The organism is Rhodoferax sp. U2-2l (assembly GCF_020594515.1).
Lineage (GTDB): Bacteria > Pseudomonadota > Gammaproteobacteria > Burkholderiales > Burkholderiaceae_C > Rhodoferax.
The window spans coordinates 1-22891 of record NZ_JAJCTH010000020.1 but is presented as its reverse complement, the minus strand read 5'-3'; the positions used below and the strand labels follow the sequence as shown (position 1 = coordinate 22891).

General features: G+C 62.5%; 18 protein-coding genes and 1 pseudogene. 17 read left to right on the top strand and 2 right to left on the bottom strand.

Going from position 1 to position 22891, the window contains the following annotated elements:
• Window positions 1-138 precede the first annotated feature (138 nt).
• The 4 genes and pseudogenes from nirD to cobA all read left to right on the top strand — a co-directional run.
• Window positions 139-513, top strand: a pseudogene (gene nirD / locus LHU53_RS16970) (nitrite reductase small subunit NirD); the annotation flags it as partial.
• A 140-nt stretch (window positions 514-653) separates the two neighbouring features.
• Window positions 654-3689 carry a nitrate reductase gene (locus LHU53_RS16965; protein WP_227333976.1) on the top strand — a complete coding sequence of 1012 codons (3036 nt, stop codon included), beginning with the start codon at window positions 654-656 and terminating at the stop codon, window positions 3687-3689.
• A 35-nt stretch (window positions 3690-3724) separates the two neighbouring features.
• A complete protein-coding gene (gene ybiB / locus LHU53_RS16960) occupies window positions 3725-4639 on the top strand; it encodes a DNA-binding protein YbiB (protein WP_227333975.1) in 915 nt (304 codons plus the stop codon).
• On the top strand, window positions 4636-5523 hold the full coding sequence (gene cobA / locus LHU53_RS16955; protein WP_227333974.1) for a uroporphyrinogen-III C-methyltransferase: 888 nt from the start codon (window positions 4636-4638) through the stop codon (window positions 5521-5523). Before ybiB ends, cobA begins: the two co-directional genes overlap by 4 nt.
• Here the strand turns inward: cobA and LHU53_RS16950 are convergent, their stop codons facing one another.
• Complete coding sequence (locus LHU53_RS16950) at window positions 5524-5994, bottom strand: YqaA family protein (protein ID WP_227333973.1); 471 nt, start codon at window positions 5992-5994, stop codon at window positions 5524-5526.
• Window positions 5995-6204: 210 nt separating this feature from the next.
• Between LHU53_RS16950 and dusB the strand changes: the two genes are divergently transcribed.
• The 7 genes from dusB (at window position 6205) to LHU53_RS16910 (ending at window position 14012) form a co-directional block, all read left to right on the top strand.
• Complete coding sequence (gene dusB / locus LHU53_RS16945) at window positions 6205-7245, top strand: tRNA dihydrouridine synthase DusB (RefSeq protein ID WP_227333972.1); 1041 nt, start codon at window positions 6205-6207, stop codon at window positions 7243-7245.
• A complete protein-coding gene (locus tag LHU53_RS16940; RefSeq protein ID WP_227333971.1) occupies window positions 7242-7478 on the top strand; it encodes a helix-turn-helix domain-containing protein in 237 nt (78 codons plus the stop codon). The genes dusB and LHU53_RS16940 overlap by 4 nt, the downstream gene beginning before the upstream one ends.
• A gap of 86 nt (window positions 7479-7564) precedes the next feature.
• Window positions 7565-9163 (top strand): bifunctional phosphoribosylaminoimidazolecarboxamide formyltransferase/IMP cyclohydrolase, encoded by a 1599-nt coding sequence (gene purH / locus LHU53_RS16935; RefSeq protein ID WP_227333970.1) that lies wholly within the window; start codon window positions 7565-7567, stop codon window positions 9161-9163.
• A gap of 625 nt (window positions 9164-9788) precedes the next feature.
• A complete protein-coding gene (locus LHU53_RS16925; protein ID WP_304621939.1) occupies window positions 9789-10199 on the top strand; it encodes a type IV pilin protein in 411 nt (136 codons plus the stop codon).
• The gene (locus LHU53_RS16920) at window positions 10199-10750 is read left to right on the top strand and encodes a Tfp pilus assembly protein FimT/FimU (RefSeq protein WP_227333969.1); all 552 of its coding nucleotides are present in this window, start codon (window positions 10199-10201) and stop codon (window positions 10748-10750) included. The genes LHU53_RS16925 and LHU53_RS16920 overlap by 1 nt, the downstream gene beginning before the upstream one ends.
• Before the next feature lie 469 nt (window positions 10751-11219).
• A complete protein-coding gene (locus LHU53_RS16915; RefSeq protein ID WP_227333968.1) occupies window positions 11220-11897 on the top strand; it encodes a PilW family protein in 678 nt (225 codons plus the stop codon).
• A gap of 6 nt (window positions 11898-11903) precedes the next feature.
• Window positions 11904-14012, top strand: a complete 2109-nt coding sequence (locus LHU53_RS16910) for a hypothetical protein (RefSeq protein ID WP_227333967.1) — start codon at window positions 11904-11906, stop codon at window positions 14010-14012.
• A gap of 346 nt (window positions 14013-14358) precedes the next feature.
• On the opposite strand, the gene hemL is transcribed toward LHU53_RS16910, so the two are convergent.
• A complete protein-coding gene (hemL, locus tag LHU53_RS16905) occupies window positions 14359-15669 on the bottom strand; it encodes a glutamate-1-semialdehyde 2,1-aminomutase (RefSeq protein WP_227333966.1) in 1311 nt (436 codons plus the stop codon).
• A gap of 261 nt (window positions 15670-15930) precedes the next feature.
• Here hemL and LHU53_RS16900 point away from each other — a divergent pair, with 261 nt between their 5' ends.
• From LHU53_RS16900 to LHU53_RS16875, 6 genes are read left to right on the top strand one after another with little or no spacing between them, the layout of a single operon-like run.
• Window positions 15931-16083, top strand: coding sequence for a rubredoxin (locus LHU53_RS16900; protein ID WP_227334036.1), 153 nt, complete (start codon window positions 15931-15933; stop codon window positions 16081-16083).
• Between the two features lie 47 nt (window positions 16084-16130).
• Window positions 16131-16532, top strand: a complete 402-nt coding sequence (locus tag LHU53_RS16895) for a PleD family two-component system response regulator (RefSeq protein ID WP_370632339.1) — start codon at window positions 16131-16133, stop codon at window positions 16530-16532.
• Window positions 16529-16894, top strand: coding sequence for a PleD family two-component system response regulator (locus LHU53_RS16890; RefSeq protein WP_370632338.1), 366 nt, complete (start codon window positions 16529-16531; stop codon window positions 16892-16894). Before LHU53_RS16895 ends, LHU53_RS16890 begins: the two co-directional genes overlap by 4 nt.
• 13 nt (window positions 16895-16907) lie before the next feature.
• Window positions 16908-17438: a chemotaxis protein CheW gene (locus LHU53_RS16885; protein WP_227333964.1), complete on the top strand. Its 531-nt coding sequence runs from the start codon at window positions 16908-16910 to the stop codon at window positions 17436-17438.
• A 21-nt stretch (window positions 17439-17459) separates the two neighbouring features.
• The gene (locus LHU53_RS16880; protein WP_227333963.1) at window positions 17460-19721 is read left to right on the top strand and encodes a methyl-accepting chemotaxis protein; all 2262 of its coding nucleotides are present in this window, start codon (window positions 17460-17462) and stop codon (window positions 19719-19721) included.
• A gap of 36 nt (window positions 19722-19757) precedes the next feature.
• The gene (locus LHU53_RS16875) at window positions 19758-22754 is read left to right on the top strand and encodes an Hpt domain-containing protein (protein WP_227333962.1); all 2997 of its coding nucleotides are present in this window, start codon (window positions 19758-19760) and stop codon (window positions 22752-22754) included.
• The last annotated feature ends 137 nt before the right edge of the window (window positions 22755-22891 follow it).

Genomic DNA, 22891 nt, shown 5'->3' with positions numbered 1-22891 from the left:
CAGGCTCGGAGCCGCGGATTTCAGCCCCGCCCTGCGGGCTCCTCCTTAACCTGCGCAGAACCCACTGCCACTCAAGCTCCTGGCCCCGTATTTATTGCTAAAGAAGCTATAAAACATATAGTAAATTGAAAGAACATCATGAGCGAATGGAAAGTCGTCTGCCGCCTCGAAGACATCCCCGTGCTGGGAGCCCGCCGTGTCACCCGCACCCACGGGTTGGACGTGGCCGTGTTCCGCAACGACCAGGACGAGGTGTTTGCCTTGCTCGACCGCTGCCCGCACAAGGGCGGCCCGCTGAGCCAGGGCATCGTGTTTGGCAGCAGCGTGGCCTGCCCGCTGCACAACTGGACGATTGGGTTGTGCACTGGCCAGGCGGCGGCACCCGATGTGGGCTGTACACCCAAGTTCGCGGTGAAGCTGGAAATCGGGCTGGTGTTTCTGAACAGCGCCGAGCTGGCCAGCCACGCCACCGACCTGACGCGCCCGGTAGCCGGCCCCACCCGACACACTGTCGACCCCCACGCTCCGCCGCTACGTGGGTCGCTGCCCCCCGAGGGGGCACAGCCTTGCTTGGGGGGGCGGCCCGGTGCGGCGGCTGGCGCCTGCGCCTGAAGCCGTCACTCAAGCGTCTCCTTGCGCCAGAAAGATACGCCATGACGGAAACACGCTCGGTTTGCCCCTATTGCGGCGTCGGCTGCGGGGTCATCATCCAGTCGGAGGGCACGCAGATCACCGGTGTGCGCGGCGACCCGGACCACCCGGCCAACTTGGGCCGCCTGTGCACCAAAGGCGCCACGCTGGCCCACACCGCCGCCCCTGAGTTGGCGCGCCAGACCCGGCTGCTCATGCCGCAAATCCGTGCCAGCCGAGGTGCGGCGCCCCAGCCGGTCAGTTGGGCCAAGGCGCTGGATCATGCCACCGAGCGTCTGAGCAGCATCGTGCAGCAGCATGGCGCCGACGCGCTGGGCGTGTACGTCAGCGGCCAGTTGCTCACCGAAGACTATTACCTGTTCAACAAACTGGTCAAAGGCCTGCTGGGCACCAACCAGATCGACACCAACTCTCGGCTGTGCATGAGCAGTGCGGTGGCGGGCTACAAGATGACGCTGGGCGCCGATGCGCCACCAGCCTGTTACGACGACATCGGGCACGCGCAAACGCTGTTTCTTGCCGGCAGCAACACCGCCTGGGCGCACCCGATCCTGTTCCGCCGCATTGAAGACGCCAAGGCCGCCAACCCGGCCATGAAAATCATCGTGGCCGACCCGCGGCGCACCGACACCGCGGCCCAGGCCGACCTGCACCTGCCGTTGTTGCCCGGCACCGACATCGCCTTGTTTCACGGCCTGTTGCACATCATGTTGTGGGAGGGCTGGGTCGACGCGGCGTATATCGCAGCACACACCAGCGGTTTTGAGGCGCTCAAAGCCGCCGTGCGCGAGTTCACGCCTGAGCACGTGTCGGTCTTGTGCGGTTTGCCCAAAGCCGATTTACTGACTGCCGCGCGCTGGCTCGCCGGGCTGGATGTGACGAGTCTGGCGGCTGCGGCAGGCGACGCTACCGGGGCGGTGGTGGGTGAAGCAGCCGACAGCGTGCCACGTGGCACGTTCTTCACCGGGCGCGATGGCCGCGCGCGCACCCCCACGCTTAGCCTGTACTGCCAGGGCCTGAACCAGAGCAGCAGCGGCAGCGCCAAAAACGCCGCGCTCATCAATCTGCACCTGGCCACCGGGCAAATCGGCCGGGTGGGCGCCGGCCCGTTCAGCCTGACCGGCCAGCCTAACGCCATGGGCGGGCGCGAAGTGGGCGGCCTGGCCAATTTGCTCAGCGCCCACCGCGACCTGGCCAACCCGGTCCACCGCGCCGAAGTCGCTGCGCTGTGGGGCGTGCCCAGCGTGCCCGAAAAACCCGGACGCACCGCCATCGAGATGCTCCAGGCGGCGGCAGACGGCGAGGTGAAAGCGCTGTGGATCGTCTGCACCAACCCCGCGCAAAGCCTGCCCGACCAGACCACCGTGCGCCGCGCCTTGCAGCGGGCTGAATTTGTCATCGTCCAGGAAGCGTTTGCCACCACCGCCACCTGCGACTACGCCGACCTGCTGCTGCCCGCCACCACCTGGGGTGAAAAAGACGGTACCGTCACCAATTCTGAGCGCCGCATCAGTCGCATGCGCGCCGCCGTGCCCGCTCCGGTGCACCCGAATTTGCCGAACGACGGCCCACGGCCTGACTGGCGTATCGCCCAGCAGATCGGCCAGCGGCTCGAAGCGGCGTTGCGCCCTGGCCAGCCCACGCTGTTTCCGTACCGCAGCGCCGAACAAATCTGGCAAGAGCACCGCGAAAGCACCCGGGGCCGCGACCTGGACATCACCGGCCTGAGTTACGCGCTGCTCGACAGCCACGGCCCGCAGCAATGGCCGTGTACGGATCAGACGGTCGCGCGCCAAGTCAGGCTATCCACGTTGCCAAGTCCCCATCCGGTCAGAGGCGCGGAGCCCCTCGACGTGCGCACTGCCACAGCCGCAGGCGCAACGGTGGCACCAGCGTCGGGCTACCCAAACCTCGGCCAGGCCCGGCTCTACGAAGACGGTGTCTTTCCCACCCCCGACGGCCGGGCGCGTTTTGCCGCCGTGGCCTGGCAGCCGCTGGCCGAGGCCCGCGTCGCCGCCTACCCGTTTTCGCTCAACACCGGGCGCCTGCGCGACCAGTGGCACGGCATGAGCCGCACCGGCACGTTGGGCCGCCTGTTTGGCCATGTGCCCGAACCCGTGTTGCAAATGCACCCGCAGGATATGGCCCGCAAAAGTCTGGCGGACGGCGATCTGGTGCGCGTCGCCAGCCAACGCGGCAGCCTGCTGGTGCCGGTGCAGGCCAGTGACGAACTCGCGCCGACACAGGTTTTCATGGCCATGCACTGGGGTAGCGAGGTGCTGAGCGGGCAAGGCACCGACGGCCAGCCGCTGGCCGGGGTCAATGCGCTCACCAGCTCGGCCTGTTGCCCCAGTTCCAAACAGCCCGAGTTCAAACACGCCGCTGTCAAGGTGGACAAGCTTGACCTGCCCTGGACGCTGCTGGCGCTGGCCTGGTTGCCACCTGAATCCGCCCACACCGCCCGCCAAAAGCTGGTGGCGCTGATGCCGCAACTGGCCTTTGCCACCTGCGTGCCGTTTGGGCGTGAACGCACCGGTGTGTTGTTTCGCGCTGCCCACGCCACATCGCCGGGCGAAGGCTTGTTATGCCAAGTGGAGGCGGCGCTGGGTCTGGATGGCGTCGATATCTTGCGCTACTGCGACACCAAGCGTGGCCAGCGCCGCGCCCTGAACCTGCACCATGACGGCGCACAGACGCTGCTGCAGGGCTTCATGCTGGCGGGCGACACCGGCGCCGAGGCCTGGATCAGCACGCTGCTCAAAGACAGCTTGCCGACGCAGCAATTTGGCCAGGCGCTGCTGGCGCCGGGGCGCGTGCCGCCGGTGCCGGTGGCCGCCAACGGGCATCAGGTCTGCACCTGCTTCAACGTGACCGACGTGGCCATTGACCGCTTTCTGCGCACCTGTGATGCCGCGCCGCCAGACCGGTTGTCGGCGTTGCAGTCCGCGCTCAAATGCGGCACCAATTGCGGCTCTTGTGTGCCGCAGTTGCAGCGCCTGATGCGGCAGGCGTCGCCGCGCGCGCCCATAAACTCATAACGTATGGTTATCAACCGTCCCGGACAATCGCGCCCATGAGCATCAAAAATTACATCAAGGACATTGGCCGCGGCAGGGACGGCGCGCGTTCGCTGAACCGCGCCCAGGCCGCGGACCTGATGGGTCAGGTACTGGACGGCGCGGTGACGGACCTGGAGCTGGGTGCCTTTGTCATCGCCATGCGCATCAAGGGCGAAACGCCAGTGGAGATGGCCGGGTTTCTGGACGCGCTGGACACCCGGCTGCACAAAATTCCCAATGCTGCGGGCCCCACCGTGGTGCTGCCCAGCTACAACGGCGCACGCAAGCTGCCGGTGCTGACCCCGTTGCTGGCCTTGCTGCTGGCGCGCGAGGGCCTGGCGGTGGTGGTGCATGGTTGCAGCACCGAAGCCGGTCGCGTTTCAGCCCAAAGCGTGCTGGAAGCCTTGGGCATCGCAGCGCAGACCGCAATCGGCAACACCGTACCTGGCAGCGTGCAGTGGGTACCAACCGCGCTGCTGTGCCCGGGCCTGCAGCGCCTGCTGGATGTGCGCCAAGTGGTGGGCCTGCGCAACAGCGCCCACAGCCTGGTCAAACTGCTGAACCCCTGCACCCATCCTGCCGTGGTGGTGGGCAGCTACACCCACCCCGAATATGCGGTGTCGATGGCCGCCACGCTGGAACTGACCCAGGCCAACGCCTTGCTGCTGCGCGGCACCGAGGGCGAGCCGGTCGCCGATGCGCGCCGCACCCCGGCGATGACCGCCCTGCACCAGGGTCATGCCCGTCAGGTCGAAGACGTGCAGGCCGGTGCGCTGGCCGCACTGCCGAGCTTGCCCGCACCCGACGCCCCCACCACCGCGTTATGGATTCAAGCCGTGCTGGCCGGGCAACAACCCGTGCCAGAACCGATCACCCGGCAAGTGCGCCACATCGTGCAGCTCTGCCACACCCTGCGGACACCCTCATGAAGCCAACCACCCTCAGCATCGTCAACCGTGCAGCCCACCGCGCGGCGGCGTCCACCCCTTCGCCTGGGGCTGCTGCATGGCCGACATCTGCGGCCCATCCCGGCCGCTGCACCCTGGTTGGCGCCGGCCCGGGTGACCCCGAGCTGCTCACCGTCAAGGCCGTCAAAGCCATCCAGGGCGCCACCGTGCTGCTGGTGGACGACCTGGTCAGCGACGCGGTGGTGGCGTTGGCACCCAAGAGCGCCCGCATCGTGCGCGTGGGCAAACGCGGTGGCTGCCAATCCACCCCGCAAGCCTTCATCGACAAACTCATCCTGATGGCCGTGGCTGAGGGCGAACACGTGGTGCGCCTCAAAGGCGGCGACCCATTTGTGTTTGGCCGCGGCGGTGAAGAAGTGGAACACCTGCAAGCCGCAGGCGTCGCGGTCGAGGTGCTCAACGGCATCACCGCCGGACTGGCGGGCGCCACCTCATTGGGGGTGCCGCTGACCCACCGCGACCACGCCCACGGCGTGGTGTTTGTCACTGGCCACGCCAAACCCGGCAGCAGCGGCACCGACTTTGCCCTGCTGGCCCACACCGCCCAGGTGGCCCGCCTGACGCTGGTGATCTACATGGGCGTGCGTGGCGCCCGTGCCATCCAGCAGGCGCTTTTGCAAGGCCTGGGCCCGCACACCCCGGTCGCCATCATCCAGAACGTCAGCCTGCCCAGCCAGCGCCATGCCGTGTGCACGCTGGACCAACTCTGCAGCACCATCGAGCGTGAACAGCTTGCCAGCCCCAGCGTGATGGTGGTGGGCGATGTGATGCAGGGCTTGCTGTCGCTGCAGAAGTCAGAGCAGGCGCAGCAGCCTGGAAGTGCGTTAGCCGCACGCCGGGCCTGATCAGCCGCCAAACATCCCCAGCAGCGCAGCGGTCATCGTCAGGTAACGGGCGAACTTGCCGATCGCCATGTAGGCCAGGCAGGGCCAGAACGGCAGTTTGAGCCAGCCCGCCACCCCGCACAGCGGGTCACCCACCACCGGCAGCCAGGCCAGCAGACAGGCTTTGGGGCCCAGCTTTTCCAGCCAGACCAGCGCCCGCAGGTGATGCGGCGAGTGCTGGTAGCGGTCAACCACTTTGTGTGACGCCAGCCCCATCCACCAAGTGACGGCGCCGCCCAGCGTGTTGCCCACCGTGGCCACCCCCACGGCCGGCCAAAACAGGTGTGGGCTGAGCTTGATCAGGCCAAACACCGCTGGTTCGGACCCCATGGGCAGCAGCGTGGCCGACACGAACGACACCACAAACAGGCTGCTCAAGCCGAATTTTGGCAGGGCCAGCCAACTAAGAAGAGGGTCAAGCCAGACATCCATGGGTGCGAGAGTATAGGAATGCCCACCCGTCCCCAAAGTCCGTGAGGACAGACCAGACGATGGGTGCGCGACGAGGCGGACCGCGGTGCCGCTTTTTTGAGCAGCTAGAATGCCCCTCCATCCCGACCCATATCCCTTGCCCGCCTGCGCCGGTCAGTGAAGTGCGTCGGCAAAACGCTTTGATTCCACGGTACTTTTCCTTCCTCCTGCATGAACATCGGCCCTTATTTGTTGCCCAACGCCTATTTTGTGGCGCCCATGGCCGGTGTGACAGACCGCCCGTTTCGTCAGCTGTGCAAACGCCTGGGCGCAGGGTATGCGGTCAGCGAGATGGTGACCAGCCGGCCTGATCTGCAGAATTCCAGCAAAACCGTCCGGCGCGTCGACCACGCTGGCGAATCGGGTGTGATTGCGGTGCAAATCGCCGGCACCGACGCGCCCATGATGGCCGACGCCGCCCGTTTCAACATCGACCACGGCGCGCAGGTGATCGACATCAACATGGGCTGCCCGGCGCGCAAAGTGTGCAACAAGTGGGCCGGCTCGGCGCTGATGCAAGACGAAGCGCTGGCGCTGCAGATTGTCGAGGCGGTGGTGCAGGCCTGTGCCCCCCACGGCGTGCCGGTCACCCTCAAGATGCGCACCGGCTGGAGCGAGTCGCACAAAAACGCGGTGCAGATTGCCCGCGCCGCCGAATCGGCCGGGGTGCAGATGCTCACCGTGCACGGTCGCACCCGCGAGCAGGGTTACAAAGGCCAGGCCGAATACGACACCATTGCCGCGGTGAAGGCGGCGGTGCGTGTGCCGGTGGTGGCCAATGGAGACATTGACAGCCCGCACAAGGCGCGCGCGGTGCTGGACGCCACCGGCGCCGACGCGCTGATGATTGGCCGCGCGGCGCAAGGTCGGCCGTGGATCTTTCGCGAGATCGGGCATTTCTTGGCCACTGGCACCTTGCTGGCGCCGCCGCTGGTGGCTGAGGTCAAGCATTTGCTGCTGGACCACCTGCAGGACCACTACGCGCTGTATGGCGAATACCTGGGCGTGCGCACCGCCCGCAAACACATTGGCTGGTATGTGAAGGCGCTACCGGACGGCGAGGATTTCCGCGCCCACATGAACACGCTGGACGACAGCGACCTGCAACTGGCCGCCGTGGCCTACTTTTTTGATGCGCTGCATGCGCGCATGGACCGTCTGCCGGTGCAGGTGTCCAGCACCAACCCCTTGAACATGGAGACAACCCGATGAAACCCCTGCACATCGCAGAATGTGTGCGCACCAACGTGGAGGGCTACCTGAGCGACCTGGGTCATAGCGAGCCCGATGGCATGTACAACATGCTCATCAGCGTGGTTGAAAAGCCCTTGCTGGAAGTGGTGATGCAGCGCGCCGACAACAACCAATCCAAAGCGGCGCAATGGCTGGGTCTGAACCGCAACACCTTGCGCAAGAAACTGCTCGAGCACAAGCTCATCGATTGATAGCTGCCAGCCCTTTATTGATAAGGGTCGTAACCAGTTTTTATCTGTAGACCCAGGCCACTTTCCTTTCCAACCACCCCGACACCATGAACGCACTTCTTTCCGTCTCTGACAAAACCGGCATCGTCGAATTTGCCCAGGCCTTACACGCGCTGGGCATCAAGCTGATCTCCACCGGCGGCACCGCCAAGCTGTTGGCCGACAGCGGTTTGCCGGTGACCGAGGTGGCTGGTGTCACCGGTTTCCCCGAGATGCTCGATGGCCGTGTCAAAACCCTGCACCCCAAGGTGCACGGCGGCCTGCTGGCGCGTCGCGATCTGCCCGAACACATGGCCGCGCTCAAGGCCTATGCCATCGACACCATCGACCTGGCGGTGATCAATCTCTACCCGTTTGAGGCCACCGTGGCAAAACCCGGTTGCACGCTCGAAGATGCCATTGAGAACATCGACATCGGTGGCCCGGCCATGGTGCGCAGCGCCGCCAAAAACTGGAAAGACGTGGGCATCCTGACCGACGCGTCGCAATACCCGCAGGTGCTGGCCGAACTCCAGGCCGACGGCAAGCTGACCCTGGCCACCAAGTTTGCGCTGAGCGTGGCGGCCTTCAACCGCGTGGCCCAGTACGACGCCGCCATCAGCAACTACCTGTCCGCCATCACCTTTGACGAAGCGGTGACTGCCCCGGTGCCCGCGCTGTTCCCGGCCCAGGCCAACAGCAACTTCATCAAACTGCAGGACCTGCGTTACGGCGAAAACCCGCACCAAAGCGCCGCCTTTTACCGCGACCTGTACCCGGCACCCGGCTCGCTGGTCACTGCGGTGCAGCTGCAAGGCAAGGAACTCAGCTACAACAACATCGCCGATGCCGACGCCGCCTGGGAATGTGTCAAGAGTTTTGATGCCGCGAAAGACGGCGCCGCCTGCGTCATCGTTAAACACGCCAACCCCTGCGGCGTGGCCGTGGGGGTGGATGCGCTGCAGGCCTACAGCAAAGCGTTTCAGACCGACCCGACCTCCGCCTTTGGAGGCATCATCGCCCTCAACTGCACGCTGGACGAGGCTGCTGCGCTACAAATGTCGAAGCAGTTCATCGAGGTGCTGATGGCCCCGGACTTCACGCCCGAGGCACTCGCTGTGTTCAAGTCCAAGGTCAATGTGCGTATCCTCAAGATCGCGCTGCCGCCCGGTGGCGCCACCGACTGGGCCAATGGTCGCAACGCCATGGACATCAAACGTGTCGGCTCCGGTCTGCTGATGCAAACTGCCGACAACCATGAACTGACCCTGGCCGACCTGAAAGTGGTCACCAAGGTGCAACCGACCGCCGAGCAGTTACAAGACCTGCTGTTTGCCTGGAAGATCGGCAAGTTCGTCAAGAGCAACGCCATCGTTTTCTGCAAAGGCGGCATGACCATGGGTGTGGGCGCAGGCCAGATGAGCCGCCTGGACTCGGCCCGCATCGCCAGTATCAAGGCGCAGGCGGCTGGTTTGAGCCTGGCGGGCACGGCTGTGGCCAGCGACGCCTTCTTCCCGTTCCGCGATGGCCTGGACGTGGTGGTGGACGCAGGCGCCACCTGCATCATCCAACCCGGTGGCTCGATGCGCGACCAGGAAGTGATCGACGCAGCCAACGAACGTGGTGTGGCCATGGTGTTTAGCGGCGTGCGGCATTTCAGGCACTGAGTTGGTTTGTTGACGGCTTGATGCTGGCCTGAGTTTTGTGCTGTTGGCGCTTCTCAGGCTGGCATAGGCCTGGGGCGTTGCTGCGACGTGCGTGGGTGGCAGGCAATGGGTTGGGGCGGCGGCCTCCACCTGTCACAGGCCCAGAAAACGAAGTCTCGGCGCCGCCAAATCGGCCGCCATCCCAACCCATCTCCAGTTGGTGAGCGTGACGGGTGACGGCTCAAAGATACCGATTCAAGGCTCATTGGATGTCCAGTGTGCAGCGTTTGCCGACGGCTACCAATGCCCGTTTTCGGGCGAGCCAATTTCAAGAGCCAGACGACCTATCAAGCCTCGTGCAGTGATCAACTTTGTCACGCGGGGGTGCATAATCCCCGTTCCGCCCGACTGTCTCTAATTCATGGTACCGGATGGCAATGATCGAAAGCGAGCGTGCTGCAAATGGCTCAGACGTTGCGCCTCGACAGAAGTCGCCGGTAAAACGTTTCCAGTGGTGTGCCAGACTGGTTCTGGGCGAGCGACGCAGACCGCTAAAGCCATGTCGTGTCACAGAACATCAAGCCGCCCAATGGTCTGAGGGCTGGTCAGCTGAAGAGTAGAAATTTCAAAGCCACAGTTCAAATTCATGCAAAACAACAAAACGCGCGGTTTTACGCTCATTGAAATCATGGTGGTTCTGGCGATTGTTGCTATCTTGGCCGCTATTGCACTGCCATCGTACTCAAGCTATGTCAGGAAGCAAAAAATCCGCGCGGCGCAAGCCGATCTGGCCGCGCTTGTGTTGCAGATGGAAAACCACTACCAGCAGCAGTTGGCCTATCCTGCGGTGACAACGGACACAAGCACGACCAAGGCACGTTTTAGCGGTTGGGCACCAGCACAAAACAACTTCACCTACATCATCCAAAGCGTCTCAGGAAACACCTACACACTCAAGGCAACAGGCTCAGGCGACCTCTCAAGCTGTGAGTTGACCATCAACAGCGTCAATGACCGGACCTCTACAAACTGTGGTTTCGGTTCCTTGTGGATTTGATGTCAAACACATCTCTTGTTGACAAGGTGGGGTGGCCAACCCCGATCCGGGGCAAAACTTGGCCTATATCCTCACGCCGCTGCGTCGGCTACACCATGGTCGAGTTGATGGTCGGCTTGGCGCTGATGGCCGTCATTTTGATGGCTGGTGTACCCCTGACTTCCGGCTGGGTCGATGACGCGCGCATCAATGAATGCGTCTCTCAAATGGAGGCTGGATACGCTCAAGCACGCGCCATTGCCATCAGAAATTCCGAGGGCAGCGTAGATACGGCGGCGCCGGCCGCTGTGCTTTGCGTCAGCAACGGCGCGATCTATGTTCACGCGGGACTACCCAGTGCGTGCGGTGAAGATGCGTTGTGGCAAGCCAATGTGGCAGGAGGTTCCAACACGACGATCAAAACCGCTGACGCATCAGCGGCTTTTGTCTGTGTCGGGGTTGGCAACAGGGGCTACCCGATAGACGCTGTCCTAGCGGGTACCTCATGCACCACAGAAACTCAGGTAACCGTGAATCGAGGTGGCAAAAGTGTCCAGAAAAATCTGTTCTAAGCCGTTTGGCAAGGATGTTTCGCAACGCCACTTTCGACGCAAAGAGCGAGGTGATGCACTGATTGACGCCATGATGGCCATGGTGTTGGTCAGTATTGTGGGTATTGGGCCTGTCTATGTCTCAGCCAAGGCGACTGTGGTTCAGCGCCAAAGCGCCATGCAGCAAACAGCGTCCATCCAGTTAAGACAGCTCCTGCAAGGATCGGGCCCATCTCTGTGTCACACGGCCCCAGCCCCGATCACCGTCGCTAGCACATCGCTTGCGGTCACCGTCACTTGCACGAATCGAGTCAACAACAGCATAGTGATCAATGGTGTTGCCGTGCCAACCAATGGGACCGCAGCGGAGAAAGAAATCCGGCTCTCGGTGACTTCTGCCACGCTGTTTGGAGGATCGGGCACCGTTGCCGTTGACCAGGGTAGCGTTCATACCGGAGGATGATGCATGAATCCAAGCAGATGCCGGGGTATGTCGCTGATCTCGCTCATGGTGGGCCTTTTTATTGGCCTTTTTTCACTTCTGTCCATGGTGAATCTCTACAAGGTACAAGCCAAACAGACGGTTCAAACCAAGAGTACCAACCGCATTGACGGCCAGATTTCGCTTGGGCTGGTCGTGGCGCAAATGGAAATGCAAAAAGCCGGGTTCGGCGTTGAGGCCAACACGGATAGTTGCGAAGGTGCATCAACACCAGGGCGTGCTGGCACTGTGAATCGTGATTTTGTGATGCTGAGTGGTGCGGCCATCAGTGAGTCGGGGGTTCTCACGGGCACCGGGGTCACCATCAATACAGCGCTGGCCGCCGGCAATGCGTTGGTTTGGCGTTGGAAAGACGGCACAACCGACCAGTGTTCGGGGATCGTCAGCCAAGGCGGTGGTCTCAAACTGCTGCAAGAGGTTGCCTGTTCCGACGCAACGCAATGGAGCACGCTGACGTGGACGGCGGCCAAAATCAAGGATGTGGTTTCTGCAGGAACGCTCAACGCGGACAAGAAGTTCGGCTTCAGTGCCCAAATGGCGCCCTGCGCGCCCTATGGGCGAAGTGCACCTGCCGAGGTGCTCTTGGTCACCACAACAGTCGGGCAAAGCATGAACGCCGTGACCGTCACCAACGACGTGTGCATCCCCAATATCTGTAAAAACTGATCGACCATGGACATCAGAAAACAAGCCGGTGTTGTCAACACCCTGATGGTCGGACTGATGGCGGTTGGGCTGTTGGCCTCGACCGCGGTTGGTATCAATGCCATCCGATCGGCACAAAAACAGCAACTTGCCCTGCACGCCAACACCCAGGCCACCGCACGTGCATGGGACGGTGTCGAGATCATCCGACTCTATTTGACAACCCTGACTGCCACGCAACTGACCGCGCTGTCCACTGAACTCGCTGGTCTGCCCAATGGCAAAACACTGTCCATTACCGGTGTTGATCATCTGACGGCCAAGCTGGTTTCCATCGTGACGGATGCCAGTGCCAACCGTCGTATCACCGTCCATATCACCGGCAGCGGTGCAGATACCACGGCGACCATTCAGGCGATCTATACCCTCTTGGCAGCGAGTGGCGGTGGTGGCTCCACCCCGCCGCGGTTGGCCACAGTCAACGTCAACAGTCACCTGAAGATGACCGGAAACGTCACGGTGGTTGGTGGCACCAGCGCCAACTTTTTGGTAGATGGTGACGTGGATTTGTCTGGCTCGGTCTCGGGGGTCAATGAGATTTGTGCCACTGGCAATGTGGTGATCGGCAGCGCGATCACGGTCCATCGAATCTGCAGCAATGGCAATCTGACCCTGTCGGGCGCAGCCAACGTTGTAGAGATTGAAGTTGTCGGAGACGTGCTCCTCAAAGGCGGTGCTGCGTCGTCCATCGGTTCCATCAAAGCCAATGGGGATGTGTCACTCACGGGCGGCAGCGCCAGTGCCGGCTCAATCATCACGAAGGGCGATGTCTCCGTGACAGGCGGCAGCGCGACGGTCAGTGGTGTATTGAATACCGAAGGCGCCGTGAACTGGACCTCATCCAAGGGTGCGAGCACCATCAACGCCAATGGGAATGTGGTGTATCAAGGCAAGAATGGCCCCACGGTCATTAATTCACGCGGGACAACAACGCTGTCCGGAAATGGCAATGTGCAGACGCTCAATTCACTTGGGCAAATAGTGTTGAGCAGCGGTTATGGACTGGGCGTGCAGGGCGCTTTGACCGGTGGCAGCGGCCTCACCTATACGGGCCAGCAAAAAGTGGTGTCTGGTGTGGTTGTCGGCGCAATTTCAGGACCGGTTGTCAAAGCCTGGGATCCTGTGATGAACGTTACCAGGGACCCGAGCTACACGGTGAATATCCCCGTTGTCAATGCACCGGTCATCTCACCCGTCCTTGTTCCGTCCGCAATTGTTGACGTGTACACGCTCAAGAACAGCGCAAATTATGTCTTTGAGATTGAACCCGTCACCGGGAAAAAGGTCGTTACCGTCCGAAACGTGAGCACCATTGACAACGGGCGCTACTACATCGGCAACATTGGTTCTAACGGATACAAGGACTATTTGTGCAAAGCGGTCGATGCGTCCGGAGATTGCACAGAACCCGTGTCACCCTACAAGACTTTGTGTCAAGGCTACAGCGCGAACAACTCATGTTTCACATACGCCAATGGTGCGTGGTCAATTGGAGGTCAGACCATGGCCCCAGGGTTTGCCTACTTTGAGGGCGGGCTCAATGTGGGCAACGGGGTTTACATCAACACCTTTGCGGCAACCGGGAACATCACCACTTCAGGCAGTACCAAGGTCTATTCCCCCAACTATGCGGGTTTTACCGGAACCTGTACGGACAATCGAACAGCCCAGGGCATCACGACTGCGACACGGCTTTACGGTATCTATCCCTCCGATTTGTGCGACGGGTCAACTTATAAACCGTCCTCCATCGGGAATGTTGCACTTGTCGCGGGTGGGTATCTCAATGGAAATTACGTGGGAGGGGATATCAGTGTCGGCGCCTCCAATGAGATTTATGGCAGTGTCATCGCAGGCAATCTGTTATCGACCACCGGCAACACCACCATCGTTGGCAGGATACAAGTGGCCAACCAACGTGGGGGCACCAACGCCACGACGACGTGGACAGGGTCAACGACCATTGATCTGAGAAATCTGCCATCCGGTTTTGATCCAACGCAGACGCCTTGCATGAGCACAAGTTGTCAACCGGTAACGCCGATAGCTAAAACCTTTTGGACCAGGTATCTCTGATGTTGCACTAAATCCAACGGTTGACACCGAACGCCAATCTGACGGGCATTTCGGCGACCTGGCTGACAGCCATCAGCCTCAAGCTGCTCACGCGTCGTGGTCAAAACTGTTGAAGACGGGGTCTGGGCTGACCGGGTGCAGGCGCTTTTCGCTTGGCGAAGCAGGTGGCGCATCTAGTCAACCCACATCTTCACCCGCGGGCAAGCCGGAGAACGGCTACCCCACGATCTGCACGGCGCAGGGCAAGACGCAGGGTGATGGCGTGGACTCACAAAAAAAGCGGCCATCGACCGCTTTTTTGTATCAAATTTGTCTCCAGCCCCTATTCAAAAAGGGCTGGTTGCGATTACTTCGGAAGCAACTTGAAGATCTCTCGCGCCGCTGCCACCGTGTTGGCAATGTCCTCATCGGTATGCGCCGCGCTCACAAACCCAGCTTCATACAGCGCTGGCGCGATGTAGACGCCGCGGTCCAGCAGGCCGTGGAACAGCTGGTTGAACTTGGCGCCGTCGGTTTTCATGACCTGGCTGTAGGTGCTGGGCAGGGTGTCCAGCAGGAAGAAGCCCATCATGCCGCCCTGGCTGTCGCCGCTGAAGGCCACGCCTTCGGCGGCAGCCGCATCTTTCAGGCCACTGATCAGCGCCTGGGTTTTGCGGCCCAGTTCGTCGTAAAAACCGGGTCGGCTGATTTCCTTGAGCGTGGCCAGACCGCAGGCAGTGGCCACCGGGTTACCCGACAAGGTGCCGGCCTGGTAGACACCACCGAGCGGCGCCAGGTGTTCCATCACCGCGCGTTTGGCGCCAAAAGCCGCCAACGGCATGCCGCCACCAATCACCTTGCCCATCACCGTCATGTCGGGCTCAAAGCCGGGGATGGCTTGGGCGTAGACACTTTGGGCGCCACCCAGCGCCACGCGGAAGCCGGTCATCACCTCGTCCAGGATCAGCAGCGCGCCATGCTGGGTGCACAACTCGCGGCAGCGTTTCATGAACGGCACGCTGGCGCGCACAAAGTTCATGTTGCCGGCAATCGGCTCGATGATGATGCAGGCAATCTCGTTGCCGTGTTCGGCAAAGGCGGCTTCGATCTGCTCGACGTTGTTGTATTCGAGCACCATGGTGTGCTGCACCACCTCGGGTGGCACACCGGCGCTGGTGGGGTTGCCAAAGGTGGCCAGGCCCGAGCCGGCCTTGACCAACAGCGCGTCGGCGTGGCCGTGGTAACAGCCTTCAAACTTGAGGATGGTCTTGCGGCCGGTGGCACCACGGGCCAGGCGGATCGCGCTCATACCGGCCTCGGTGCCGGAGCTGACCAAACGCACCATGTCCATGCTGGGCATGATCTTGAGGATTTCTTCGGCCAGTTCCACCTCGCGTTCGGTGGGGGCACCGTAGGAGAAACCTTCCAGCACCGCTTTTTGCACCGCCTCCACCACCGCCGGGTGGCCGTGGCCCAGGATCATCGGGCCCCAGGAGCCGATGTAGTCGATGTATTTCTGGCCATTGGCGTCCCAGATGTACGCGCCCTGCGCCCGGCTGATGAAGCGCGGGGTGCCGCCCACGGCGCGAAAGGCGCGCACGGGTGAGTTGACGCCACCGGGAATCACATGTTTGGCGCGTTCGAACAGGGTCTGGTTGAGGTCGGTTGAAGTGGTCATGGAAAATGAACTTGAGTGAAACATCGGGGAAACGTCGCTGCGGTGCCGTGCTGCCAGCGGCAGATGGGGCACATCAGGTGACGCGAACCCCCATTGTCTCTCGGACGGGCTGGCTGACCGCGCCCGGTGAGGGTCCGAAAAGCGTGGTTGGGCAATTTTCTTGAGGCAGAATAGCGTGCAGGTGGCTGGCTGTATGGAATAGCAGCTCTGTATTTAACCCGTTTCAAAGGTGCCCAACCCGTGACCCCGTCGACAACCTGGATGTGTTTGATCTGTGGCTGGATTTATGATGAGGCGGTGGGTGACCCGGACAGCGGCATACCAGCGGGCACCCCGTGGGACCAGGTGCCCTTGAACTGGGCGTGTCCCGACTGCGGGGCACGCAAGGAAGATTTCGAGATGGTGCAGATCTGACCGTCGGTCCAGTACACGTTTCAACATCAACTCTGGAGATGCATCGGGTGAATACAACCGGATCGCCTTTGAAAATCCTGGTGGTTGATGACAGCAACACCATCCGGCGCAGCGCCGAGATTTTTCTGAAAGCGGGGCAGCATGAGGTGATGCTGGCCGAGGACGGCTTTGATGCCTTGTCCAAGGTCAGTGACTACCATCCCGACCTGATTTTTTGCGACATCCTGATGCCCCGGCTGGACGGCTACCAGACCTGCGCCATCATCAAGCGCAATGTCAAATTCAGCGGTGTGCCGGTGATCATGTTGTCGTCCAAAGATGGGGTGTTTGACAAGGCACGTGGCCGCATGGTGGGCGCGCAGGACTACCTGACCAAGCCGTTCACCAAAGACCAGTTGCTCAAGGCCGTGGCGCAGCATGCCGCTGCATTACAAGGGGATGCGGCGTGACCATTCGCGATGTGTTGATTGTGGATGACTCCAAAACCGAGTTGATGTTTTTGAGCAACCTGCTGCATGTGCATGGGTTGACGGTGCGCACCGCCGAGAGCGGTGAAGCGGCGCTCAAATGCCTGGCCGATGCCAAGCCGGACCTGATCCTGATGGATGTGGTGATGCCCGGGCAAAACGGCTTTCAGCTGACCCGTTTCATCCACCGCAAGCCGGAATATGCGGATATTCCGATCATCATGTGTACCAGCAAGAACCTGGAGACCGACCGGGTCTGGGGTTTGCGCCAGGGCGCCAGTGACTACATCACCAAACCCGTCAACGCCCAGGAACTGATGGAAAAAATCAAGGCGTTGGGCTGACATTCGCACCTCAATGACCAAGAAACAAGCCCTCAGAGACCTCCAAACCCGTCTGGCAGGCAGGCTTGCGTCGGTCCAGACCCAGGCGGTGGCGGTGGCCTGGCTGGCGGTGACCATGGCGGGGCGACCCTACCTGCTGCCGCTGTCGCAGTCGGGCGAGATTTTTCCGCTGAGCCCCATCACCCCGGTGCCTTACACCCAAGCCTGGTTTTGCGGCGTGGCCAACCTGCGCGGTGGCTTGTTCGGGGTGGTGGATCTGGCGCGGTTGATCGAACCGGCGGCCACGCCGGTTCGCCATGAGTCAGCCTGGGCGCAGGCGCGGCTGGTCACCCTGAATGCGGACGCCGGTGTCAATGGCGCGCTGGTGGTCGACCGTTTGATGGGGCTGCGTCGGCAAGAAGCCTTCCTGTCAGCCGAGCCCGCGCCGTCGGGTTCGCCGCCTTATTTTGGCCAGTGTTTTCTGGATAGGGAGGGCCGGCCGTGGCAGGAGATCGATCTGTACGCGCTGTCCCAGACGCCCGCGTTCCTGAGCATTGGCCGTTGAATTTCTCATTGGGGTGACCTTATGGCTGTCGTGGATGATTTGAAAAACCTGTTCAGGAAGAAACCGCAGGACTCGGTTCTGGATTCGGGCCTGAGTTTGGGGATGCCCGATCTGTCGTCCGAGCAGGCCGCGTCGCAGTTCCCGTCGGGGGTGACCCGCCAGGTGTCGCTGGAAGACCTCAGCCCGCGCGTCCCGCCGCCGGTCAAGGCGGATCTTGAGCCCATCGCCTTGCCGTTGCTGGGCCGCCAGACGGTGGCCCGGCACCAGCGGACCCTGTCGATTCTTTTGGGTCTGGCCTTGGTGCTGCTGGTGGGGGCGGCCTTGTTCGCCCTCCATGACAGCGATCGCGGCGCGCAGCAACTCAAGTCCACCGGCCAGTCCCTGATGCAGTCCCAGCGGCTGGCCAAGTCGGTGTCGCAAGCGCTGGTGGGTGATGCCAAGGCGTTCCCGGAGGTGGCCGAGAGTTCAAACGTGCTGACCCGCTCGGTGCGTGGTCTGGTCAACGGTGACGCCGAGCTGCAACTGGCGCCGGTGCGTGCGCCCTACCAGGACACCCTGAGCAAAATCACGCCCTTGGTGGACCGCGCTGAAAAGAACGCTGCCACGGTGATGGCGCAGCAAAAGACACTGACCCAGACCAGCACCTCGTTGCGTTTGATCAACCGCCAGTCGTCAGAACTGCTGGACCTGGCGGAAGCCGTGTCGGCCCTGACGTTGCAGCAGAATGCGCCGGCCACCGAAGTGGCTGCCGCAGGCCAACTGGTGATGCTGACGCAGCGCATTGGCAAGTCTGCCAACGAGTTTTTGACCCTGGACGGGGCGAGTGCCCAGACCGTGGCGCTGCTGGGCCAAGACCTGGAGGCGTTCAAGCGCCTGGCCAGCGGTCTGCTCGATGGCAATGCCGAGCTGCGGCTGAGCGCCTCGGGCGATGCCCAGACGCGTGAGCGACTGAGTGCCTTGCTCAAGCTGTTTGAAGACACCCAAACCCAGGTCAGCACGGTTCTGGGCAACCAGCCGGGTCTGGTGGCAGCGCGCCAAGCGCAAGTGGCTATCGTGGCCGACAGCGATGCGCTGCGCAAGGAACTGGAGTTGTTGCAGGGCGACCTGTCGTCACAAGCTGGCCTGGGCACCCTGGCCTTGGGCGCGCTGGTATTGGCGGCCTTGCTGGCGCTGCTCAGTGCGGTCGGCCTGTCTTATGTGCAGCTGCTTGACAGCCGCCAGCGGCAGGCGGGGGCCGACGCGTTGCGCCAGGAAGCGCAGCGCCAGGAGCAAGACGCCAAACGTGTCAACGATGCCAACCAGGCCGCCATTTTGCGGCTCATGAACGAGCTGCAAGCCGTGGCTGAGGGTGATTTGACGCAGGAGGCCACGGTCACCGAAGACATCACCGGCGCCATTGCCGACTCGGTCAACTACACCGTGGAAGAACTGCGCTCGCTGGTGGGCAACGTGCAAAACACCGCCGCCAAAGTGGCCAGCACCACGGCGGAGGTGGACCTGACCTCCACCGAGCTGCTGGCCGCGTCGCAAGAGCAGTTGCACGAAATCCGTGAAACCGGCCAATCGGTGGTGGACATGGCCCAGCGCATCAACCTGGTGTCGGCCCAGGCCCAGGAGTCGGCCAGCGTGGCGCGTCAGTCCCTGCAGGCGGCCGACGTGGGCCTGCAGGCGGTGCAAAACGCCATCGGCGGCATGAACGCGATCCGCGACCAGATTCAGGACACTTCCAAACGCATCAAACGCCTGGGTGAATCCTCGCAAGAGATTGGTGAAATCACCGAACTGATCTCCGACATCACCGAGCAGACCAACGTGCTGGCGCTCAACGCGGCCATCCAGGCGGCCTCGGCCGGTGAGGCCGGGCGTGGCTTCTCGGTGGTGGCCGAAGAAGTGCAGCGCCTGGCCGAGCGCTCGGCCGACGCCACCCGGCAGATTTCGGCGTTGGTGAAAGCCATTCAAACCGACACGCAGGATGCGGTGGGCGCCATGGAGCGCTCCACCCAGGGTGTGGTCGAGGGCGCCAAGCTGTCCGACCGTGCGGGCACGGCGCTGTCCGAGATCGACCAGGTGTCGCGGCGGCTGGCCGAGTTGATCGAACAGATTTCCGGCGCCACGTTGCGCGAGGCCAACATGGCCAACGAGGTGGCTGAGAACATCCAGCACATTTTTGCGGTCACCGAGCAGACGGGGGAAGGCACCCGTTCCACGGCGGCGCAAGTGCGTGAGCTGTCCAAGGTGGCTGAGGAATTGCGGCAATCGGTGGCGCGTTTTCGCATTGCCTGATGGGCATCATCTCCATTTCATTTGACGGGTTGAGCCATGCCATCTGCTGAAACAACGGTTGACAACGCCACCCTTGCGCACGATCTGGGGCCACTGGCCTGGGTGCTCGATGAGTTGCGCAAATCCCTGGATGGCGCCACCCAGGCACTGCGGCGTTTTGTGCGTGACGCCGAACTGTCCCGCGGCTCCGACCTGGCCGCGCTGGACGCCAGCCACCTGCGCATTGCCCGCCAGCAACTGCACCAGGCCGTGGGGGCGCTGGAAATGGTCGGCCTGGAAGTGCCGGCGCGGATGCTGCGCGCCATGGAGGCGCTGGTCAACAAGTTTGTCCAGCGGCCCGAGTTTTGCAGCGACGAGGCCGCGCTCAAGGTCGAGCGCGCCAGTTTTGCCCTGACCGACTACCTGGAAGCGGTGCTCAAGGGCAAGACGCTGTCCTCGGTGGCGCTGTTTCCGCAATACCGCGATGTGCTGGCGCTGACCAACGACGACCGCATCCACCCGGCTGACCTGTGGGCCTTTGACTGGCGCTGGATCGATGTGGCGGTGCCGCCCCAAGCGCGGCGCTTGCCGTATGACTCGGCGGTGCGCTCACGCATTGACGGCTTTATTCTGAATGTGGTGAAAACCGCTCACCCGCCGTCGGCTTTGGCCATGCGCGAGATCAGTCTGGGGTTTGCCGCCAACCAGACCGAGCTCAACCCGCGCGTCTGGTGGATGGTGTGTGCCGCCTACTTTGAGGTGGTGGCCTTTGGCCTGTGTGCCAGCGACGTGTACGAGAAGCGCGCGGCCAGCCATGTGCTGCTGCAGTACCGCACCCTGGCCCGGGGCGAGGCCAACATTTCCGAGCGGCTGGTGCGCGATTTGCTGTTTTTCTGCGCCCAGGCGGTCTTGTCGCCCGTGCATGACACACCGGCCCTGCGCGCGGTGCATCAGGCCTACGGTTTCACCGCGCCGGTACGTATCGACTACGACAAACCGCAGTTCGGTCGTTTTGACCCGGCCGTGCTGGCGCAGGCCCGCAAGCGGGTGGCTGCAGCCACCGAAACCTGGTCGGCCTTGAGCGGCGGGGACGTCAACCGCCTCAAGGCGGCGTCTGACCAGTTTGGTCTGGTGGCGGACTCGATCGTCAAATTGCACCCGGACAACGGCGAATTGGCTGCGGCCCTGGTGCGCGCCATGGATTTTGTGACGCGCTCAGGCCAGGCCCCGGCCACCGCCCTGGCGATGGAAGTGGCCACCGCGGTGCTGTACCTGGAAGCCGCCTACGAAGACCTGGACCCCGACAGCGCTCAGACCGTGCAGCGCGGCAACCGCTTGGCCCAGCGGCTCGATCACGTGCTCGCGGGCGGCCCATCCGAGCCGCTGGACGCCTGGATGGAGGAGCTGTACCGCCGCGTGAGTGACCGCCAGGTCATGGGCAGCGTGGTCGATGAGTTGCGCACCACGCTCGGTGAGGTTGAAACCGCGCTGGACGGATTTTTCCGCCGCCCGGACGACCAACTTCCGTTGCACGAGGTGCCGGGCCGCTTGGCGCAAATGCGTGGTGTGTTCTCGGTGTTGGGCCTGGACCAAGCGGCGCTGGCCGCCTTGCGCATGCGCGACAGTGTGGAGCGGTTCCTGATCAGCCCGGTGGCGGACCCGCAGGCGCACAAGGTGGTTTTTGACAAACTGGGCAACAGCCTGGGCGCCTTGGGTTTCCTGATCGACATGCTGAGTTACCAGCGCGAGTTGGCCAAAAAGCTGTTTGTCTACGACGAGCTGGACGGTGAATTCCGCTCGGTGATGGGGCGGCAAAAGACCCCGCTGCCAGAGCTGACTGAGCCCGTCAGTGCGCCGGTGACCGCGCCGCAGGCGACTGAGGTGCCAGAGGTATTGGCAGCGCCCGTGGTGGCACCTGAACCGGTCCGTGTCGCCGTACCGGTGGCTGCGCCAGCGGTGGTCGCCGCTGCGGATGAGGAAGAAGAGGATGACGCCGAGTTGCGCAGCATCTTTCTGGACGAAGCGCGTGAGGTGACCCAGACCGGTCTGGGCGCGGTCAAGGCCTTGCGGCAGAACAGTGCCGACATGGCCCAGCAGACCAGCCTGCGACGCGCGTTCCATACGCTCAAGGGCAGTGCCAGAATGGTCGGCCTGAACGAGTTTGGCGAGGCCGCCTGGGCTATGGAGCAGCTGCTCAACGCCTGGCTGCCGCAGCAATTGCCAGCCAGCCCGGAACTGGTTCGGCTGGCGCAGCAGGCCTTGCAAGGCTTGGGTCAGTGGATTGATGCCATCGAAGCCGGTCAGGATGTGCCTTGGCGCGCCTTGCCGTTCCGTCGCGCGGCGGACAGTTTGCGTGTGGATGGCGTGGCGCTTGATGTGGCGCTGCCGGGGGCCGGTGCACCGGCCGAGGTGCCTGCCCCGGCGCAGTGGGTGGCTGTGGAACCACCAGAACCGCGGGTTGAGCCGGTTGAAGCGACCGAGCCGGTAGAAGCCGCCGAACCGGTTGAAGATGTGTTGCAGCCTGCGCCGCTTGCCCCTGCGGCCCCGGCCGACACGTTGGCCGACGGCGACGTGCTGCGTCCGGTTGCCGAGTCTGCCGACTTCATGGCGACACAAATCAACGATTTCAGTGACAAGCGGATGCTTGATTTCCGCGAAACGCTGCTGAGCAACTTTGGTGACTTCCTGGCGCCTGCTGCCGAACCCGCCACGGAGACTGCCGCCGAACCCGCTGCTTTGGCGCCGCCGACCCAGGTCGAGGCGCCCGAACCGGTGCCAGAGTTGCAGGACGACCCCTTGGCCTCATGGGCGTTGGAAGATGAGGATGTGCTGGCGCACAGGCAAGCTGCTCCGCCAGCGCAGGTTGAAGAAGAGACGGAAGATCCGATTGAACTGTTGCTGCCGGATGTGACACTTGATTTGCCAGAGCCAGAGCCAGAGCCAGAGCCAGAGCCAGAGCCAGAGCCAGAGCCAGAGCCAGAGCCAGAGCCAGAGCCAGAGCCAGAGCCAGAGCCAGAACCAGAGCCAGAGAAGAACGGAAGAGCACAAGACTGAACTACAATAACGAGAATCCATCTCGTATGCCATCTACGGCTCGAAAAAAAAAAACACAAAACAAATCGTAAAAGTGATAAACCAATGTAGCAAAAACAACAACAAAGACACGAACAAGAAATAAAGCGAAAAAAGAA

What these genes read in the sequence shown, in the direction of transcription:
- purH (WP_227333970.1), top strand. Translation starts at nt 7,565, where the DNA reads ATGAACGCACTTCTTTCCGTCTCTGACAAAACCGGCATCGTCGAATTT.
- LHU53_RS16900 (WP_227334036.1), top strand. Translation starts at nt 15,931, where the DNA reads ATGTGTTTGATCTGTGGCTGGATTTATGATGAGGCGGTGGGTGACCCG.
- LHU53_RS16965 (WP_227333976.1), top strand. Translation starts at nt 654, where the DNA reads ATGACGGAAACACGCTCGGTTTGCCCCTATTGCGGCGTCGGCTGCGGG.
- LHU53_RS16920 (WP_227333969.1), top strand. Translation starts at nt 10,199, where the DNA reads ATGTCAAACACATCTCTTGTTGACAAGGTGGGGTGGCCAACCCCGATC.
- hemL (WP_227333966.1), bottom strand. Translation starts at nt 15,669, where the DNA reads ATGACCACTTCAACCGACCTCAACCAGACCCTGTTCGAACGCGCCAAA.
- ybiB (WP_227333975.1), top strand. Translation starts at nt 3,725, where the DNA reads ATGAGCATCAAAAATTACATCAAGGACATTGGCCGCGGCAGGGACGGC.
- dusB (WP_227333972.1), top strand. Translation starts at nt 6,205, where the DNA reads ATGAACATCGGCCCTTATTTGTTGCCCAACGCCTATTTTGTGGCGCCC.
- cobA (WP_227333974.1), top strand. Translation starts at nt 4,636, where the DNA reads ATGAAGCCAACCACCCTCAGCATCGTCAACCGTGCAGCCCACCGCGCG.
- LHU53_RS16940 (WP_227333971.1), top strand. Translation starts at nt 7,242, where the DNA reads ATGAAACCCCTGCACATCGCAGAATGTGTGCGCACCAACGTGGAGGGC.
- LHU53_RS16925 (WP_304621939.1), top strand. Translation starts at nt 9,789, where the DNA reads ATGCAAAACAACAAAACGCGCGGTTTTACGCTCATTGAAATCATGGTG.
- LHU53_RS16875 (WP_227333962.1), top strand. Translation starts at nt 19,758, where the DNA reads ATGCCATCTGCTGAAACAACGGTTGACAACGCCACCCTTGCGCACGAT.
- LHU53_RS16880 (WP_227333963.1), top strand. Translation starts at nt 17,460, where the DNA reads ATGGCTGTCGTGGATGATTTGAAAAACCTGTTCAGGAAGAAACCGCAG.
- LHU53_RS16915 (WP_227333968.1), top strand. Translation starts at nt 11,220, where the DNA reads ATGTCGCTGATCTCGCTCATGGTGGGCCTTTTTATTGGCCTTTTTTCA.
- LHU53_RS16910 (WP_227333967.1), top strand. Translation starts at nt 11,904, where the DNA reads ATGGACATCAGAAAACAAGCCGGTGTTGTCAACACCCTGATGGTCGGA.
- LHU53_RS16885 (WP_227333964.1), top strand. Translation starts at nt 16,908, where the DNA reads ATGACCAAGAAACAAGCCCTCAGAGACCTCCAAACCCGTCTGGCAGGC.
- LHU53_RS16950 (WP_227333973.1), bottom strand. Translation starts at nt 5,994, where the DNA reads ATGGATGTCTGGCTTGACCCTCTTCTTAGTTGGCTGGCCCTGCCAAAA.